Origin of the sequence: Actinoplanes subtropicus (genome assembly GCF_000721705.1) — a bacterium.
Classification (GTDB): domain Bacteria; phylum Actinomycetota; class Actinomycetes; order Mycobacteriales; family Micromonosporaceae; genus Actinoplanes; species Actinoplanes subtropicus.
Genome location: NZ_JOJL01000023.1, coordinates 114,869 through 131,729, shown reverse-complemented (window position 1 = coordinate 131,729; position 16,861 = coordinate 114,869). Strand labels below are relative to the sequence as shown.

The 16,861-nt window shown below is 71.8% G+C and carries 13 protein-coding genes; 10 read left to right on the top strand and 3 right to left on the bottom strand.

Features of this window, described 5'->3' with window-relative positions; all coding sequences use genetic code 11:
- Positions 1-126: 126 nt before the first annotated feature.
- Entirely contained in the window at positions 127-1,038 is a 912-nt protein-coding gene (locus tag IH26_RS0130665; RefSeq protein ID WP_030439738.1) for a phosphotransferase, read from the bottom strand.
- A gap of 169 nt (positions 1,039-1,207) precedes the next feature.
- Between IH26_RS0130665 and IH26_RS0130660 the strand changes: the two genes are divergently transcribed.
- Positions 1,208-2,110 carry a DMT family transporter gene (locus IH26_RS0130660; protein ID WP_169789844.1) on the top strand — a complete coding sequence of 301 codons (903 nt, stop codon included), beginning with the start codon at positions 1,208-1,210 and terminating at the stop codon, positions 2,108-2,110.
- Positions 2,111-2,126: 16 nt separating this feature from the next.
- Complete coding sequence (locus tag IH26_RS0130655) at positions 2,127-3,191, top strand: TolB-like translocation protein (protein ID WP_030439736.1); 1,065 nt, start codon at positions 2,127-2,129, stop codon at positions 3,189-3,191.
- A 3-nt stretch (positions 3,192-3,194) separates the two neighbouring features.
- Here IH26_RS0130655 and IH26_RS0130650 read toward each other — a convergent pair whose 3' ends face one another.
- Positions 3,195-4,319 (bottom strand): sensor histidine kinase, encoded by a 1,125-nt coding sequence (locus IH26_RS0130650; RefSeq protein ID WP_030439735.1) that lies wholly within the window; start codon positions 4,317-4,319, stop codon positions 3,195-3,197.
- A complete protein-coding gene (locus IH26_RS0130645; protein ID WP_030439734.1) occupies positions 4,316-4,972 on the bottom strand; it encodes a response regulator transcription factor in 657 nt (218 codons plus the stop codon). The genes IH26_RS0130650 and IH26_RS0130645 overlap by 4 nt, the downstream gene beginning before the upstream one ends.
- 113 nt (positions 4,973-5,085) lie before the next feature.
- Here IH26_RS0130645 and IH26_RS54190 point away from each other — a divergent pair, with 113 nt between their 5' ends.
- The 8 genes from IH26_RS54190 (at position 5,086) to IH26_RS61495 (ending at position 16,854) form a co-directional block, all read left to right on the top strand.
- Positions 5,086-5,661 (top strand): hypothetical protein, encoded by a 576-nt coding sequence (locus IH26_RS54190; RefSeq protein ID WP_051808763.1) that lies wholly within the window; start codon positions 5,086-5,088, stop codon positions 5,659-5,661.
- Positions 5,658-6,716: an efflux RND transporter periplasmic adaptor subunit gene (locus IH26_RS0130635; protein ID WP_030439732.1), complete on the top strand. Its 1,059-nt coding sequence runs from the start codon at positions 5,658-5,660 to the stop codon at positions 6,714-6,716. The genes IH26_RS54190 and IH26_RS0130635 overlap by 4 nt, the downstream gene beginning before the upstream one ends.
- Before the next feature lie 5 nt (positions 6,717-6,721).
- On the top strand, positions 6,722-7,393 hold the full coding sequence (locus IH26_RS0130630) for an ABC transporter ATP-binding protein (RefSeq protein WP_425394413.1): 672 nt from the start codon (positions 6,722-6,724) through the stop codon (positions 7,391-7,393).
- Entirely contained in the window at positions 7,374-8,564 is a 1,191-nt protein-coding gene (locus IH26_RS0130625) for an ABC transporter permease (protein WP_030439730.1), read from the top strand. The genes IH26_RS0130630 and IH26_RS0130625 overlap by 20 nt, the downstream gene beginning before the upstream one ends.
- Before the next feature lie 208 nt (positions 8,565-8,772).
- The gene (locus tag IH26_RS0130620) at positions 8,773-9,423 is read left to right on the top strand and encodes a response regulator transcription factor (protein WP_245665647.1); all 651 of its coding nucleotides are present in this window, start codon (positions 8,773-8,775) and stop codon (positions 9,421-9,423) included.
- Entirely contained in the window at positions 9,395-10,453 is a 1,059-nt protein-coding gene (locus tag IH26_RS0130615) for a sensor histidine kinase (RefSeq protein ID WP_084599187.1), read from the top strand. Before IH26_RS0130620 ends, IH26_RS0130615 begins: the two co-directional genes overlap by 29 nt.
- 87 nt (positions 10,454-10,540) lie before the next feature.
- Positions 10,541-15,613 (top strand): hypothetical protein, encoded by a 5,073-nt coding sequence (locus tag IH26_RS0130610; protein WP_084599186.1) that lies wholly within the window; start codon positions 10,541-10,543, stop codon positions 15,611-15,613.
- Entirely contained in the window at positions 15,613-16,854 is a 1,242-nt protein-coding gene (locus tag IH26_RS61495) for a multicopper oxidase domain-containing protein (RefSeq protein WP_051808761.1), read from the top strand. The genes IH26_RS0130610 and IH26_RS61495 overlap by 1 nt, the downstream gene beginning before the upstream one ends.
- Positions 16,855-16,861 lie beyond the last annotated feature (7 nt).

Here is a 16,861-nt window from a genome sequence, read left to right as displayed (position 1 = left end):
CGTGAGGTTTCGTGGCCGGTCCCGGGCCGCTACGCCGGAGCCCAGACCCACCAGCCTAGTGTGCGGCGGCCCTGGGCCCGGGCGGGTGTGCCCGACCTCCCATCTGGGGAGATGGCCGTGACCGGATCAGAGACGCCCGCGCAGCCACGGGCGGATGGCCTCGGCCGTCGCCCGCTGGAACGCGCGCACCGTGGGGATGCCCGGGGGCGGGGGAAGCCGGTGGATGCGCTCGAACATCCCGGCGATCCCGGCGATCACGTCGGTGACCACGCCCGGGTCGATGCCCTCGAACGCCCGGGCCGGGTCGCCGCCCTTGACGAGCACGTCCAGCCCGAGCAGGAGCCGGTCGAGCCAGGCCGGCCCGACGCAGCCCCACGGCCAGTCGACGATCACGACCCGCCCGTCCGGCCGGATCAGCAGGTTGTCCGCCCGGATGTCGAAATGCACCAGCGTGTCGCCGGTGGCGACGGCGGCGAGCCCGCGGTCAGCGGCGGCCCGCAGGTCGTCGAGGCGCTCGGCGAGCCACGGGTCGAGGTCGGCCGGCGGATCGGCGGCGATGTCGTGCCACCCGGCGAAGTCGCCGGCGACGACCTCGATCGCGGCGGGCGCGCCGGGCACCGGGGACGGGGTGAGCGCGGCGGCGAGCTCGGCGAGGGCGGTCACGGCCGCGTCGAGCTCGCTCTCCACCCAGGGCGTACGCGGGTTGGTGCCCTCGACGTCCTCGAGGATCAGCACGACCCACTCGCCGTCGTCGAAGCCGCCCAGCATCCGGGGGACCGGCGCGTGCTCGGGCATCGCCGAGGTGATGTGCATCTCCTGCCGGGCGAGCTCGGCGGAGCGCGTGTTGACCGCCGGGCTCACCGCCTTGACGAAGGCGCGCCGGCCGGAGTCGGTGACCACCCGGTCGGCGGTGCCCGGGGAGAAGCCCCCGGCCTGCGACGCGGCCGACACCACCCGGCCCCCGATGATCTCCTCGGCCCGGGAGCGGACGGCCTCGGGCAGGTCGCGCCAGCCGATGCGCACTCTCGTCTCCGTCATGAGGCCGATGGTGGCAGACCAGGCAGAGATCGGCGTACCGGTTTTGTCGTACCTTCGGGGTACTACATCTGACATACGGATCTTTTACGTCTGGAGGAGGACGCCTGAATTCTGGGAATCCGCGAGGCTGGGCGGTGGGTCGCTGAGGCAAGCTCGAAGAGGGGTGTCCATGGGGTCGCTTGCTTGGGCTGTCGCGCTGTCTGTGCTGTCCGCGGCGAGCTATGCGGGCGCGGCCGTCGCCCAGGAGAGGCTGGCGGAGAACGGGCACCGCGGCGTGGGCCGCTGGGCGGTCGCCCTGCTGCTCACCGCGAGCGGCGTCGGGCTGCACGTGCTCGCGCTCAACTTCGGCACGCTCGCCGTGGTGCAGGCGCTGGGCACGCTGACCCTGCTGTTCGCGCTGCCGATCTCGGCCCTGCGCTATCGCGTACGGATCAGCGTGCCGGCCTGGATCGACGCCGGGCTGACGGTGGCCGGCCTGGCCCTGATCATGTCGCTCTCGGTGGAGTCGGCCGACCCGGCCCTGCTGACCGAGGACACCGGGCGCTATGTCGCGTTCCTGACCCTGGCCGGCGTGGGCGCGCTGACCACCGCGGCGGCGATCACGCATTCCGCCCGCTGGCGGGCCATGCTGCTGGCCACCGCGGCCGGCATCGCCTTCGGCATCTCGTCGGTGCTGTCCAAGGCCCTGCTCACCGCGTTCCTCCAGGACGGCGCCCGGACGGTCTCGATGTTCCTGGCCGGCATGGTGGTGGTGCTCTCGACCGGCGGCTACCTGCTGGGCCAGCTCTCCTACAAGGGCGCCGGCCTGGCCACGCCGCTGGCCACGGTGAGCGTGGCCAACCCGATCGTGGCGGCCGTCGCCGGCATCGTGCTGTTCGACGAGAGCTTCCGCTTCGGCTTCGCCGGCCGGGTGGTGGTCGCGGTCGCCGCGGTCGTGATGACCCTCGGCGTGATCGGCCTCTCCCGCCGGACGACCTCGCCGGTCTCCGCGTCGGCGTCGGAGTCGGAGTCGGAGTCGGAGTCGCTGGATTTTCCGCACGGTGACCGGCTCCAGGGGGTCGGCGATTTTTAGGGCTAATCTTCGGGTTGTGGAGCAGCGGAAGCGATACACGAGCCTCGGGGCCGCGCTGCTGGCCGCCGGGGTGATGCTGTTCGCGCCGTCGGATGCGGTGAAGAAGGCGGCGCCGCCGGTGGACGCGCGGGTCGCCTGGCCGCGGGCGCAGCGGGCCGCGCTGGCGGCCACGCTCGACGACGGGACGGCGTACACGCCCGTGGTCTTCCTCGACGCTCAGCGCTCGATCGGCACCGCGCCCACCCGGGACGGGCACACGCTGCGCCTCGTGTCGCGGGCGGCCGACGGCAAGGTGCGGGTGATCCGGACGCTGCCGATGAAGCTGAACCCGTCCTTCGAGAGCGCGACGACCGACGGCCAGTCGCTGGTCTGGGCCGAGAGCAGCAAGGCCGGCCAGCAGCTGTGGGCGATGGACCTGCGCGCCGGGACGCCGCCGCACGAGCTGACCGCCGAGATGGGCGACGCGCGGTTCTACCAGTCTCAGTACGACCTGGTGCTCGCCGAGGGCCGGGTGCACTGGGTGGCGGCCGGGGCGCAGGACTCCACCGAGGTGCGCTCGGTCGACCTGCGCGGCGGCCCGGTCGACATCCGCTCCGAGGCCGGGACCTGGGCGCTGTCGGCGTGGCCGTGGCTGACCGACGGGGTGACCGCGGCCGGTGGCGCCACCCGGCTGCGCAATCTGACCACCGGGCAGGACAAGGCGGTGGTCACCAACGGCCGGGGCGTCACCGCGTGCAGCCCGGTGTGGTGCCAGACGGTCGCCTTCAACCGGGACGGTTACCCGCAGATCTCCCTGATGAAGCCGGACGGCTCGGACCGCCGCCTGATCGCCGCCGGCACCGCCGGGACGGTGATCGCCGACACCGCGGTGCTGGACCGGTTCGAGGTGTTCTCCCAGACCACCGCGAACTCCGAGCTGACCGGCCACGTCGACCTGCTGGCGTACGAGATCGACACCCGCTCGACCGTGGAGATCAGCCCGGACGCCACGGACGTCATGTACCGCGCCGGGGTGCTCTGGTGGTCGACCGGCAACCAGGACGAGTTCGTCCGGCACGCGCTGGACCTGCGTACGGTATGACCGTCAGACGGCTCGGGGAAGGGTGACCCGCACGATCAGGCCGCCCTCGTCGCGGGCCTCCGCCTGGACGTCGCCGCCGTGCGCCTTGGCGATCGCCCGGACGATGGAGAGGCCCAGGCCGGCGCCGGGGGAGTGGAGGCGTTCGGCGTTGTATCGGCGGAACGGCTCGAACAGGCCGGGAACCTCGTAGCGGGGGATCACCGGGCCGGAGTTGCTGACCTCGACCACCGCCCAGCCGTCGGGGCGGGTGTAGCTGCGGACCCGCACCCAGCCGTTCGACGGGAGATTGTGCCGTACGCCGTTCTCCACCAGATTCTGCACCAGCCGTTCGAGCAGCACCGGGTTGCCGGCCACGGTCGCCTCGGCCGGCTCGGCGATCACCTTGACCGTGTCGGAGACCGCGACGTGGTCGACGATGTCGGCCAGGTCCACGTACGAGCGCTCGCGGACCGGGCGATCCGACTGGGCGAGCAGCAGCAGGCCGTCGATCAGGCGGCCGTGCCGGTCGTTGATCGCCAGCAGCGTGGTGCCCAGCTGGCGTACCTCCTCGGACGGCGCCTCCCCGGCCAGCGCGACCTCCAGCAGCGTGCGGTTGAGCGTGAGCGGGGTGCGCAGCTCGTGCGAGGCGCTGGCGATGAAGCGGCGCTGCCCGTCGAAGGAGTGGTCGAGCCGGTCGAGCATGACGTCGAAGGTGTCGGCCAGCTCCTTGATCTCGTCCTGCGGGCCGGTCAGCGCTATCCGCTCGTGCAGGCCGCGGTCGGCGTCGGGCGGGGCCTCGGCTATCCGGCGGGCGGTCGCGGTGATCTGGTGCAGCGGCTGGAGCATGCGGCCGGCGATCAGCCAGCCCAGCGCGATCGCCGCCGCGCTCACCACGGCCAGCGCGATCAGGCCCTGGGTGAGCAGGGTGTGCAGCGCGGTGTTCTGGGTGCCGGTGACGACCCGCTGCACGAAGGTTCCGCCGCCCACGTCCGGCGCCGACTCCGGCCCGGCGGTGCCCGCCTCGCCGGCCACCGCGATCGGCAGGCGCTGCTGCACCAGGATGTACGTCGCGCCGACCAGCACCATGCCGGCCAGCACGAACAGGCCGCCGTAGACGAGGGTGAGCCGGGTGCGGACGGTGAGTCTCATGGAATGCGATACCCCACTCCCGGCTCGGTGAGCACCACGGGCGGGTCGCCCAGCTTGCGGCGCAGCTTGAGGATCGTCATGCGGACGGCGTGCGTGAACGGGTCGGCGTTCTCGTCCCAGGCCTTCTCCAGCAGGGCCTCGGCGGAGACCGCGGTGCCGTCGGCGCGCAGCAGCTCGGCCAGCACGGCGAACTCCTTGCGGGACAGCGGCACGTACCGGCCGTCCCGGTGCACCTCGCGGCGGTGCGGGTCGAGGCTGATGCCGGCCCGGCGCAGCACCGGCGGCACCGCCGGGCGGGCGCGGCGGCCGAGCGCGGTGACCCGGGCGGAGAGCTCGCGGAAGGCGAAGGGCTTGGGCAGGTAGTCGTCGGCGCCGAGGGCCAGGCCGTCGACCCGGTCGTCCACGCCGGCCGCGGCCGTGAGCATCAGGATGCGCGTCTCCGACCCCTGTTTCGCCAGGTGGCGGCACACGTCGTCGCCGTGCACGGCGGGCAGGTCGCGGTCGAGCACCACCACGTCGTAGTCGTTGACGTCGACGCGTTCCAGGGCGGCCGCGCCGTCGTACGCGATATCCACCGCGTGTGCCTCGTGGCGCAGGCCCTGCGCCACCGCGTCGGCGAGCAGCGGCTCGTCCTCGACCACCAGGATCCGCATGCACCCATCCTCCTCCGGGCGCGTGTCACCTCGGCGTCACGTTTTTCGCTGACGGCCAGGAAACAGGGCGATCGGTCTACTTCTCCCCGAGACAGCTGAGGAAGGAGAAACCGATGCGAACCCGTACGGTCGCGGTGGTCCTGCTGGCATTGGCCCTCGGGCCGGCCGCGTGCGCGCGCTCCGGGACGAACGACCCGCAGGTGGCCAGCGCGCAGACCGCCAAGCCCAAGGCCACCACCAGCGCGAGCGCCAGTGCGGCGGCGCCCGACCCGGACGCCCCGCTGAAGTTCTCGAAGTGCATGCGGGACCACGGCATCTCGTGGTTCCCGGACCCGAGCGACGGCAAGATGTCGGTGATGATCCCGAAGGGTCAGGACGCGAAGAAGCTGGAGGCGGCCCAGGAGGCGTGCAAGCAGTACATGCCGGATGGCGGCGAGATGCACAAGCCGAGCGCCGAGGAGCTTCAGGAGGCCCGGGACATGGCCAAGTGCATGCGGGAGAACGGCGTACCGAACTTCCCCGACCCCAACCCGGACGGCGGGATCTCGATCGACCCGAAGAAGCTGGGCACTGGGCCGGACGACCCGCTCTGGAAGAAGGCGGAGAAGGCCTGCGAGCAGTACGCGCCCAAGGGACACGTGCAACAGGGCGCCGTCGGCGGCACCACGAACCTGGGACGTGCCGGATGAGCGCGCGACGCACGGCCGGCGTGATCGCCGGAGTGGTGACGGCCGGGGCGGTGGCGGCCGCGGTCACCGTCTTCAACCTGCCGGACGCGGAGAGCGGCAGCAACAGCGGCACGACCGGCACGGGGGTGACGAACACAGCCGACATCGCCAAGGAGACGCTGATCGACCGGGAGTCGCACGACGGGACCCTCGGCCACGGCGCCACCGTCACGCTCGGCTCGAAGGGCGGCGGCACGGTCACCTGGCTGCCGGCCGTCGGCGCGACCGTGAGCCGGGGCAAGGCGCTCTACAAGCTCGACAACAAGCCGGTGGTGCTGCTCTACGGCAGCCTGCCCGCCTACCGGATGCTGCGGAGCGGGATGAAGGGCGCGGACGTCAGGCAGTTCGAGAAGAACCTGTGGGCGCTCGGCTACCGCGGCTTCACGGTCGACGACAAGTACACCGCGTCGACCGCCGCCGCGGTCAAGGACTGGCAGGACGACCTCGGCCTGAGCGAGACCGGCACGGTGGACACCAGCCAGATCTGGTACGCCCCGACGGCGGTCCGGGTCGACTCGGTGAGCTCGGAGAACGGCGCGAGCGTCCAGCCCGGCGTGGAGATCCTCAAGTACACCGGCACCGCGCTGGTCGCCACGGTCGACCTGACCATGGACGCGCAGCGGCTGGCCGTCCAGGGCGCCGCCGTACGGATCGAGATGCCGGACGGCCGGACGGTCCCCGGCAAGATCGTCAAGGTCGGCACCACGGTGCAGAAGGGCCAGGGCGACGAGCCGGACACCACGCTGATCGAGGTGACGATCGCGTTCGCCGGCGCGCCCAAGGGCCTGGACGACGCGGCGGTCACGGTCGACTTCACCGCCGGCGAGCGCAGGGACGTGCTCACCGTGCCGGTCGCGGCGCTGCTCGCGCTCGCCGAGGGCGGCTACGGCGTGCAGGTCGTCGACGGCGCCACTACGAAGATCGTCGCGGTGCGGACCGGGCTCTTCGCCGGCGGCAAGGTCGAGATATCGGGGGACGGCCTGGCCGCGGGGATGAAGGTCGGGATGCCGCTATGACCGAGGTGATCGAGCTCTCCGGCGTCACCAAGATGTATCCGGGCGGGGTCACCGCGGTGCGCTCGGTCGACCTGGCCGTCGAGTACGGCGAGCTGGTCGCGATCGTCGGCCCGTCCGGGTCGGGCAAGTCCACGATGCTGCACCTGATCGGCACGCTGGACCGCCCGTCCCGGGGGACCGTGCGGATCGACGGGCACGACGTGGCGACGCTCTCCGACCGGCAGCTGTCGGCGTTGCGGGCGCGCCGGATCGGCTTCGTCTTCCAGCAGTTCCACCTGGCACCGGGGCGGAGCGCGGTCGCCAACGTGGCCGACGGGCTGCTGTACGCCGGCGTACCGCGCAAGGAGCGGGAGTGGCGCGCGGAGGCCGCCCTGGTCCGGGTCGGGCTGGGTGACCGGCTCACGCACCGCCCGCACCAGCTCTCCGGCGGCGAGCGCCAGCGGGTCGCCATCGCCCGCGCGGTGGCCGGCGACCCGGCCGTGCTGCTCGCCGACGAGCCGACCGGCAACCTCGACTCGGTCTCCGGGGCCGGGGTGGTCGAGTTGCTGCGCGAACTGAACGACGCCGGGACAACGGTCCTGGTCATCACCCACGATCACGAGATCGCCGACAGCCTGCCGCGACAGGTCCCGATGCGGGACGGGGAGGTGATACGAGATGTCGGATATGTCGCTTAAATCGGCACGACTCCGCGGGCCGGACCTGCTGCGGCTCGGCGGCACAGGGCTGCGCGCGAGACCGCTGCGCGCGGTGCTCTCCGCCCTGGGCATCGCGATCGGGATCGCGGCGATGACCGCGGTGGTCGGCATTTCCGCGTCCAGCCAGGCCGACCTGGATCGCGCGCTGGCCGCGCTCGGCACCAACATGCTGACCGCCTCGCCGGGGCAGACCATGTTCGGCAAGACCGCGACGCTGCCGGACGACTCGGTCGCGATGGTCCGGCGGATCGGGCCGGTGCTGTCCGCCACGGCGACCGGTTCGCTCGACCGGGTGCACGTGTACCGCACCGACAAGATCCCGTCCGGGCAGACCGGCGGGATCGGCGTCCTGGCCGCGCAGCTCGACCTGCTCAAGACGGTCGGTGCGAAGCTGAGCAGCGGGACCTGGCTGAACGCGGCGACCGCCCGCTACCCCGCCGTGGTGCTCGGCTATGACACCGCGCGGCGGCTCGGGAACGTGCCGGCGGTCTGGCTGGCGGGCCGCTGGTGGACGGTGATCGGCGTGTTGAACAAAGTGCCGCTCGCGCCCGAACTGGACTCGGCCGTTCTGGTGGGCTGGTCGGCCGCGGGCACCTACCTGGGGTTCGACGGTCATCCGACCACGCTCTACACCCGGTCGGTCGAGTCCCAGGTAGAGGCGGTCCGGGCCGTGCTGGCCGCCACCGCGAATCCGGAGAATCCGAACGAGGTCAAGGTGTCCAAGCCGTCCGACGCGCTGGCCGCGAAGCGGACCACCAACGCGACCTTCACCGCCCTGCTGCTGGGGCTGGGCGCGGTGGCGCTGCTGGTCGGCGGCATCGGGGTGGCCAACACGATGGTCATCTCGGTGCTCGAGCGGCGCGGCGAGATCGGCCTGCGGCGCTCGCTGGGGGCCACGAAGGGACAGATCCGGGTGCAGTTCCTCACCGAGGCGCTGCTGTTGTCGCTGCTGGGCGGTGCCGGCGGCGTCCTGCTCGGCTATCTGGTGACCGGTGCCTATTCGACCACGCAGGGCTGGCCCACGGTCGTGCCGCTGTGGGCGCTGGCCGGCGGCGTCGGGGCGACCGTCGTGATTGGAGCGGTGGCCGGCCTTTACCCGGCCATCCGGGCGGCCCGGCTGGCTCCCACCGAAGCGTTGGCCGCGGCGTGACTCCTAGGGTCTGTGTCGAAGTGGGAGACGGGCTGCGGCGTGGCCCAGACGACACCTGGACCTCGCCTCGCTCCGGCCCCCACTTCGACACAGACCCTAGGCCGTTCGGCCGCCCGGTGCGGCCGAACGGTCGAATCATTCGTGTCGATGGGCCCTCTATTTTCATCGTTATCACCAACGGAGGTGGCCCGTGGGGCGGGTGCTCGTGGTGGAAGACGATGACCGGATCGCCGGGCTGGTGACGCGGGCGCTGCGGGCCGAGGGGCACGCCGTCGACCGGGCCGCGACCGGCGGCGACGCGCTCGAGGCGGCCCTCGCGACCGACTTCGACCTGATCTTGCTGGATCTCATGCTGCCCGACGTCGACGGCACGGCGGTCCTGGACGAGGTCGTCCGCGCCCGGCCCGAGCAGCGGGTGTTCGTCCTGTCCGCGGTGCCCGAGATCGGCGCCCGGGTGGCCTGCCTGGAGGCCGGCGCAACGGATTTCCTCGGCAAGCCGTTCGCCGTCGCCGAGCTGGTGGCCCGGGTGCGCACCCGGATGCGGGCGCCCGCCCCCGGCGCGCATCGGCGCTGGCTGGCGATCGGCCTGGTCCGGCTGGATCTGCGGCTGCACCGGGTGCTGGTCGGCGGCCGCGAGATCGACCTGTCCCAGCGCGAGTACCTGCTGCTGCGGCACCTGATGGAGCGGGTCGGCCAGGCGTGCACGCGGTCCGAGCTGCTGGCCGACGTGTGGGGCATGATGTTCGACCCGGGCAGCAACGTCGTCGACGTCTACGTGCGCCGGCTGCGCAGCAAGCTCGACGACCCCGATCGCGTGGAGACGGTGCGCAATGTCGGCTACCGCTTCGTCCCGAGTTAACCCGCTGCTGATCCCCCTCCTGGTGCTCGCCGGGCTGCTCAACCTGGTGCTGATGTACCTGCTGCCGGGCGCCGAGACCATCCCGTTCCACCTGGTCTGGATCGGGCTCTCGGTGGCGTACGGCCTGGTCACCTGGCCGCTGCGGCCGATGCTCGCGGTGCTCGGGCTGGTCGCGGTGACCACCGGGTTCGTGCTGGTCCACCACGCCGAGACGGGGGCGATCGGCTGGGAGGAGACCACCGAGGTCCCGCTGATGACCGCGGTGTTCGTGGTCATGGTCTGGCACGTCCGCCGCCGTCAGCAGATGACCGCGGAGATGGCCCGGCTGGCCGAGGCCGAGCGCCGGCGCGCGGAGGCGCGGGACCATTTCGTCCGGCTCGCCTCGCACGAGCTGCGCACCCCGATCACGGTCGCCCGCGGCTACGCCGAGCTGCTGCGCTCGGTCGCGGTGGACCCCACGGTGATCGCCGACAGCTCGATCGTGCTGGAGGAGCTCGACCGGCTGGCCGGCATCACCCACCGGCTGGTGACGCTGGTCCAGCTGGAGGGTGCCGACGTACGGCAGGTCGACGACGTCGACGCCGCGCTGGTCGCCATCGTCGAGCGCTGGAAACCGGCCGCCGACCGGAAGTGGCGGGTGTCCTCGTCGATCGGCCGGGCCTCGTTCAACCCCGAGCGGCTCAAGGCCGCGGTCGACAGCCTGGTGGACAACGCGATCAAGTTCACCGACCTCGGCGACGAGATCTCGGTGGAGGGCACCGGCACGCCGGACACCTGGACGATCACCGTCGCCGATTCGGGGCCGGGCATCTCGCCGGACAGCCTCACCCGGATCGCCGCGCTGGGCGCCGCCAGCCTGGGCGTCACCGCCTCGGGCACCGGCCTGGGCCTGGCCACGGTCAGCGCCGTGGTCCGCTCGTGGAACGGCCGGCTGGACATCACCGTGCCACCCGCCGGCGGCACGGTGGTCCGGATGGAGTTCCCGCGGCAGGCGGACATCCATGACGGTCACATGACAGTCCTGTCATGACCGCGTCACGCAACGTATCGACGGACCCATCATCGGCCTGATGCCCGGCGGTCCCGCCGGCGCTTCACGCGTGGGAGGTGGGGTCCGATGCGGGATCGACGGTGGCGCGGGATCGCCGGGATGTCGGTCATTGCGGTCGTCGTCGCCCTGCTGCCTCCGGTGGCGCTCGCCCGGCCCGCGGCGGCCGCGACCGCCTGCCCCGCCGGCGGCTGCGCCGTCACGGTCGACGTGCGGGACTATCCGACCGCCCAGCCGCTGGACAACTTCAACTACCTGATCAACGTGGACAACACCAGGCTGCCCGGTGATCCGCTCGCGCTCAGCACCGAGAGCAACAGTCCGGTCGTGGCCGAGGGCAACCAGGACCGCACCACGGTGCACCTGCCGGCCGGCCGCTACCTGATCTCGGCGCGGGCGCTGGACCACAAGATGTGGGGCGCCTACCTGACGCTGCCGAACCCGGCCACCGCCGACGGCTCGGCCACCGCGCGCATCGACCTCACCGTGGCCAGCGACGAGCACCCGCTGCCGCTCGGCAAGATCCGGGTCTTCGTCTTCGACGACAACGCGTGGACCAACGGGGCGCCGGACACCGAGGAGGCCGGCATCGACGGCTTCACCGTGGACCTCAAGGAGCAGACCCAGAGCGACGTCACGGTGGACTACCACAACAAGCCGTTGTGCGGCGGGCACTGCAGCACCGACGGCGACGGGTTCGCGCAGATCAACGACCTCGGCCCAGCCACGTACTACATCGAGGTGCACCCGCCGGACAAGCCGTGCAACGCCGACCCGGACAGCCGCTGGCATCAGACCACCACCATCGACGGCGGCCTGCAACTGCTGGCGCCGGTCGAGGAGGGCAGCGACGGCACCGGCGCGCCCGGCGAGCAGCTGTGGGAGCCGCCCAACGTACGTACGGCATATTGGTTTGGATTTGCCTGTTCGCCGCAGCCGTTCGCGGGGAGCGGGACCGGCGAGATCACCGGGCAGGCCCGGAACTGGGTGGAGTGGGCGCCCTACACCACCGGCACCTACAACGACCCGGTGGAGAACCCGTTCGTGGCGCTCTCCGACTCGACCACCGACCGGACCGTCTACGTCGGCCAGGGCGACGGCGCGGGCAACTTCGACATCCAGAACGTCCCGGCCGGCACCTACAACCTGGCCATCTGGGACGAGCAGCTGAGCTACATCATGCGGTTCAAACCGGTGACCGTGGCCGCCGGGCAGACCGTCGACGTGAACGACACCGGCGACGACGGGCAGACCGGGATCGGGGTGTCCCGCTGGTTCGGCTGGCTGGACGGGCACGTCTACAAGGACACCAACGGCAACGGCAAGCTGGACCCCGGCGAGCCGCTGATCGCCAACACGGACATGGACCAGCGCTGGCGGGACGGCTCGATCAAGGAGGCCACCTTCACCGACGCACACGGGTATTACCAGTACCCGACCGCCGAGGGCGGGCCGCTCGGCCGGTGGTTCATCAACGAGCAGGGGTTCGCGCGGTTCTCCGCGTACCCGGGGCCGTCGGTGCACGACGAGCACACCGGCGCGGTGACGCCGTCCTGCTCGGCCACCCCGCCCGCGAACCCGTGCATCCCCACCGACCAGGGCGGCGGCCTGCTCACCAACCAGAAGCTGCTGGAGGGCCACCGGGCCACGGTCGACTGGGGCAAGCGGGACTATCCGGCCGGCACGCCCGGCCAGATCGTCGGCATCACCTACTTCGCCACCACCCGCAACGAGTTCGACGCCCGCTTCCAGAACCACGAGGACTACGAGCCGGCCATCCCCGGCGTCACGGTCTACCTGGAGGGGCCCGGCCCGGACGGCGTGCCGAACACCGCCGACGACGTGGTGCTCAACAAGTACGTGACCGACAAGTGGCAGCAGCCGGACGCGAGCCAGGACCCGCAGCAGCCGGCCGGCAACACGTTCACCCAGAACTGCAACCCGATCCGGGACTTCTCCGGCGCCGACATCACCGGCCAGTTCAACGCGCGGATCGGGCCGAACTGCCTCGAGGTGCCGCTGGCCGGCCAGCCCACCAAGGACGGCGCCTTCGACGGCGGGTACGCGTTCAGCGACTACTGCCCGGGCGGCTACGACCTGGCCGCCGACAACGGTACCTGCGTCGGCGGCGGGGACCCGCAGCCGCTGGTGGCCGGCACGTACCTGACCCATGCCGTGATGCCCACCGACGGAACCGACAATCGCGCCTGCGGTACGGCGGTCAGCTCGGCCAAGGGCAGCATCCCCGGCGGCGGCGCCGGCTGCCTCTACCGGCCGGTCCGCGAGGAGGACGTCAACGTCGACCTCGGCAACAGCTTCACCCCCGCGATCCCGCCGCCGCCGTGCGCCGGCGACGACCACGTCATCGACCAGTCGACCCTGACCCCGCGCAGCATCTACTACGGCGTGGCCGGCGCGCACGCGCCGCTGTGCGACAAGCGCCTGGTGGTGCTCACCAACGGACAGAACGCCAACGCCGACTTCCACCTGATGACCAACTACCGGACCGACCCCAACGGCGCCGACCCCGCCGACCACCGGGTCGGGGACGTGGCGGTGCCCGGTCGCTTCGTCGGGCAGGTCTTCGACGACATCTACTTCGAGCGCAACCCGAAATCGCCGTGGTACGGCGAGCCGCGCCCGATCGCCGGCATCCCGGTCGGCATCTACGCCCGGGTGGACAACGACGAGAACAACTGGCGGCTGCTCACCACCGTGACGACCAGCCCGGACGGGTCGTTCGAGGCGCTGCTGCCGTCCACCGAGACGTTCAACTGCCCGATCCCGCAAGGGCCGTGCCCCGGCATGTACCTGGTGAAGGTGGACGACCCGGGCAGCAAGGCGCACCCGAACGCGAAGTACAACCCGAACCTGCTGACCGCCACCACGCCGGCCGAGGCGTGGCCGGGCCTGACCACCCAGCTCGACCTGCCGCTCGACCCGATCTCCGGGACCGCCTGCGAGGACCCGGCCGTGCCGGCCCGGCCCGAGCTGCTGCAGGTCTCCAGCCCGGTGGTGCCCGCGACCGGCAGCCGGCGGATCACCGTGCAGGCGGACTTCATCGGGGCGGCCGGCGCCGGCGTACGCGCGACCCTGACCGACGACCGCGCCGGGCAGGTGCAGACCCTCACCCCGGCCAACGGCGGCATCGTGAGCTGGACGCCGGGCAGCGGCGCCACCCCGGACACCATCGTGCTCAACGTCCCGGCGCTCAGCGCCACCTTCCGGCCTGGGCCGAAGCAGCTGACCATCACCACGGCCAACGCCAGCGGCGGGGTGTCCAGCGTCAACGGCCTCACCCTGCACGTACTGGGCACCAACGGCACGGTCGCCTACAACCCGCCGGTGGTGAACGTCCCGGCGCCGGCGACCAACGCGCACGCCCTGCAGAACGCGATCGACGCGGCGGCGGCCGGCAGCCTGCTGGTGCTCTCGCCCGGCGTCTACAACGAGAACCTGCTGCTCTGGAAGCCGCTCAAGCTGCAGGGCCGCGGCCCGGGCGGGATCGTCGCCTCGCACGAGCTGCAGTCGCGCGACCCGGAGGACCCGCGGTTCAACATCCCCGGCACGGTCATCGACGGCCGGTACTTCCTGCAGAACGCCGACGCCTACGACGCCTCGGTCGCCGCGCACGCCCCGTACGCAGGGGTGAGCACCGCCCATCCGGTGCTGCGCGGCGCCGACATCACCGTGCTGGCCAAGACCACCACGGCGTACGACCTCGGCGGCGGCGCGAACGCCTCCTTCAACCAGGCCCGGATCGACGGCGTCGGCCTGACCACCGGGCAGGGCGAGGGCGCCGGCGGCATCCAGCTCCAGGCGTCGATCAACAACATCCAGCTGACCAACAACGTGCTGGAGAACAACGGCGGCGTGGTCGCCGGCGGCATCGGGGTCGGCCAGCCGTACGACGACGGGGTCAACCACAACTACAACGTGCGGATCGCGAACGACCGGCTGATCGGCAACGGCGGCCTCACCCAGGCCGGCGGCGTCGGGATCTTCAACGGCGCCAACGCGTACGAGGTGGCCGGCAGCATCGTCTGCTCGAACTTCAGCGTCAACTACGGCGCCGGCGTCTCGCACATCGGGCTCAGCCCCGGCGGCCGGATCCACGACAACCAGATCTACTACAACGACTCGGTCGACTCGGGCGCCGGCCTGGCCATCGAGAGCGAGCTGCCGGTCGGCGGCGGGTCGCTCGGCGCCGGCACCGGCCCGGTCGACGTGGACCGCAACCTGATCCAGAGCAACTACTCGGGCGACGACGGCGGCGGCATCTTCGTGCTGGACGCGCTCACCGCCGCGATCAACGTACGGAGCAACCTGATCGACAACAACGGCGCGGCGGACCTCGGCGGCGCGGTCGCCCTCGACGACGCCTCCAACGTGCGCCTGGTCAACAACACGGTGGCCAACAACGTGTCGACCGGGTCGTCCGAGGACTCGGACGGCAAGCCGCACTCCGCCGGGCTTGTCTCCGAGGCCAACGACCCGCTGTTCCAGGCCACGCTGCCGGCCGGCGCGCCGGACTTCTCCCGGCCGGCGGCGCTGTTCAACAACATCTTCTGGAACAACGACGCGTTCACGCTGAGCTCGACCGGCCCGGGCGCGACCCTGGTCGACCGCGGGTTCATCGACTTCGAGGTGCACGGGACGCTGCGCAACGCCGACACCTTCACCCCGCGGTACTCCGACCTGACCAACGGGCAGAACCTCGGGCCGGACGGCGTGCTGCGGGCGGTGCCCGGCGGCCAGGGCAACCTGATCGGCGCCAACCCGGGCTTCGTGGCGCCGTTCGTGGACGAGCTGACCGTCTCCGGCTCCCGGCTCGACCCGCAGACCGCGGCGGTCACCATCACCGGGCAGGACCCGCCGGTCGGGCTCACCGGCGACTACCACCTCGCGGCCGGCTCGGCCGTGGTGGACCGCGGCGTGCGCTGCTCGAACACCCCGGTACCGGCCAACCTGATGCCCTGCGGGGCCGTCGCGGTGGCGGCTCCCACCCTCGACATCGACGACCTGCCCCAGCCCAACCTCAGTTCGTTCCGGTTCACCACGCCGTGGGAGCTCGGCGCGGACGAGCGGCCCGGCCTGCCGGTGCCGCTGCCCAACCTGGCTGTCAGTCCGAGGAGGCCGTAGTGACCACTCGCCGGGACTTCCTTTACGGCGTGGCCGGCACGCTCGCCGTCGGCGTACTCGTCGGCGACACCGGGTCGGCCGCGGCGGCCACCACCGGGGTGTCGCTGGTCGCCACCGACGGCTACATCTCGGTGCCCGGCCGGGAGGGCAACCCGCTCTACGTCTTCGGGTTCGTGCGGGTCGACCCGGCGCTGACGGTCGCTCAGCTGGAGAGCACCTACAAGGGCCACGCGCAGCACACCGCGCCGACCCTCGACCTCCGGCAGGACGACGACATCAAGATCACGCTGACCAACCTCGGCTTCGTGCAGCGGCCCGACCTCGTCGACTCGCACACCGTGCACTGGCACGGGTTCGACCTGCCGACCCCGCTCAACGACGGCGTGCCCGAGGTCTCGGTCGCGGTGCCGGTCAACAAGCAGTTCACCTACTTCTACCGGCCGCACCGCGAGGGCACGTACATGTACCACTGCCACTTCGAGGACGTCGAGCACGTGCAGATGGGGATGACCGGCGTCGTCTTCGTCCGGCCGCGGCAGGACGGGACCGCGTTCGGCGGCTTCACCCGGTTCGCCTACAACGACGGCGACGGCTCGACCGGCTACCACCGGCACTTCGCGATCCTGCTGAACGAGCTGTGGCGGGATTTCCACGACGGGGACCGGGACATCCAGGAGACCATCCCGACCGACTACGACCCGCACTGGTTCACGCTGAACGGGCGTACCTATCCGCAGACCACGCTGCCCAACGACGACCCGGCGCTGCCCGCGGCGCTGCGGATCGGCACGCCGAACCCGAACTACGACGACGCGGTCGACCACAGCCAGCCGAACTCGGCGCTGATCCAGGTCAACCCGGGGGAGCGGGTGCTGCTGCGGCTGGCCAACCTCGGCTACCAGCAGCACAGCATGCAGCTGCCGGGCATCCCGCTGCACGTGATCGGGCAGGACGCGGCGCCGCTGCGGGCCGCCTCGTACTGGACCAACACCCTCTACCTCGGGCCCGGCGAGGCGCGCGACGTGCTCTTCGACGCGCCCGCCTACGACCCCGCACGACCGTCCGGCTCGGACACCTGGGGTGCGTACAACGTCTATTTCTTCAAGAACCGGGACTGGCGCAGGCTGCAGAACTTCGCCTCCCCGGCGCCGGGACCGGGCGGCATGATGACCGAGGTCCGGGTGTACGCCCCGGCCCGCCCCCTGCCCGCACAGACCGTCGTGAGCCAGACCTATGTCTGAGGGGGCC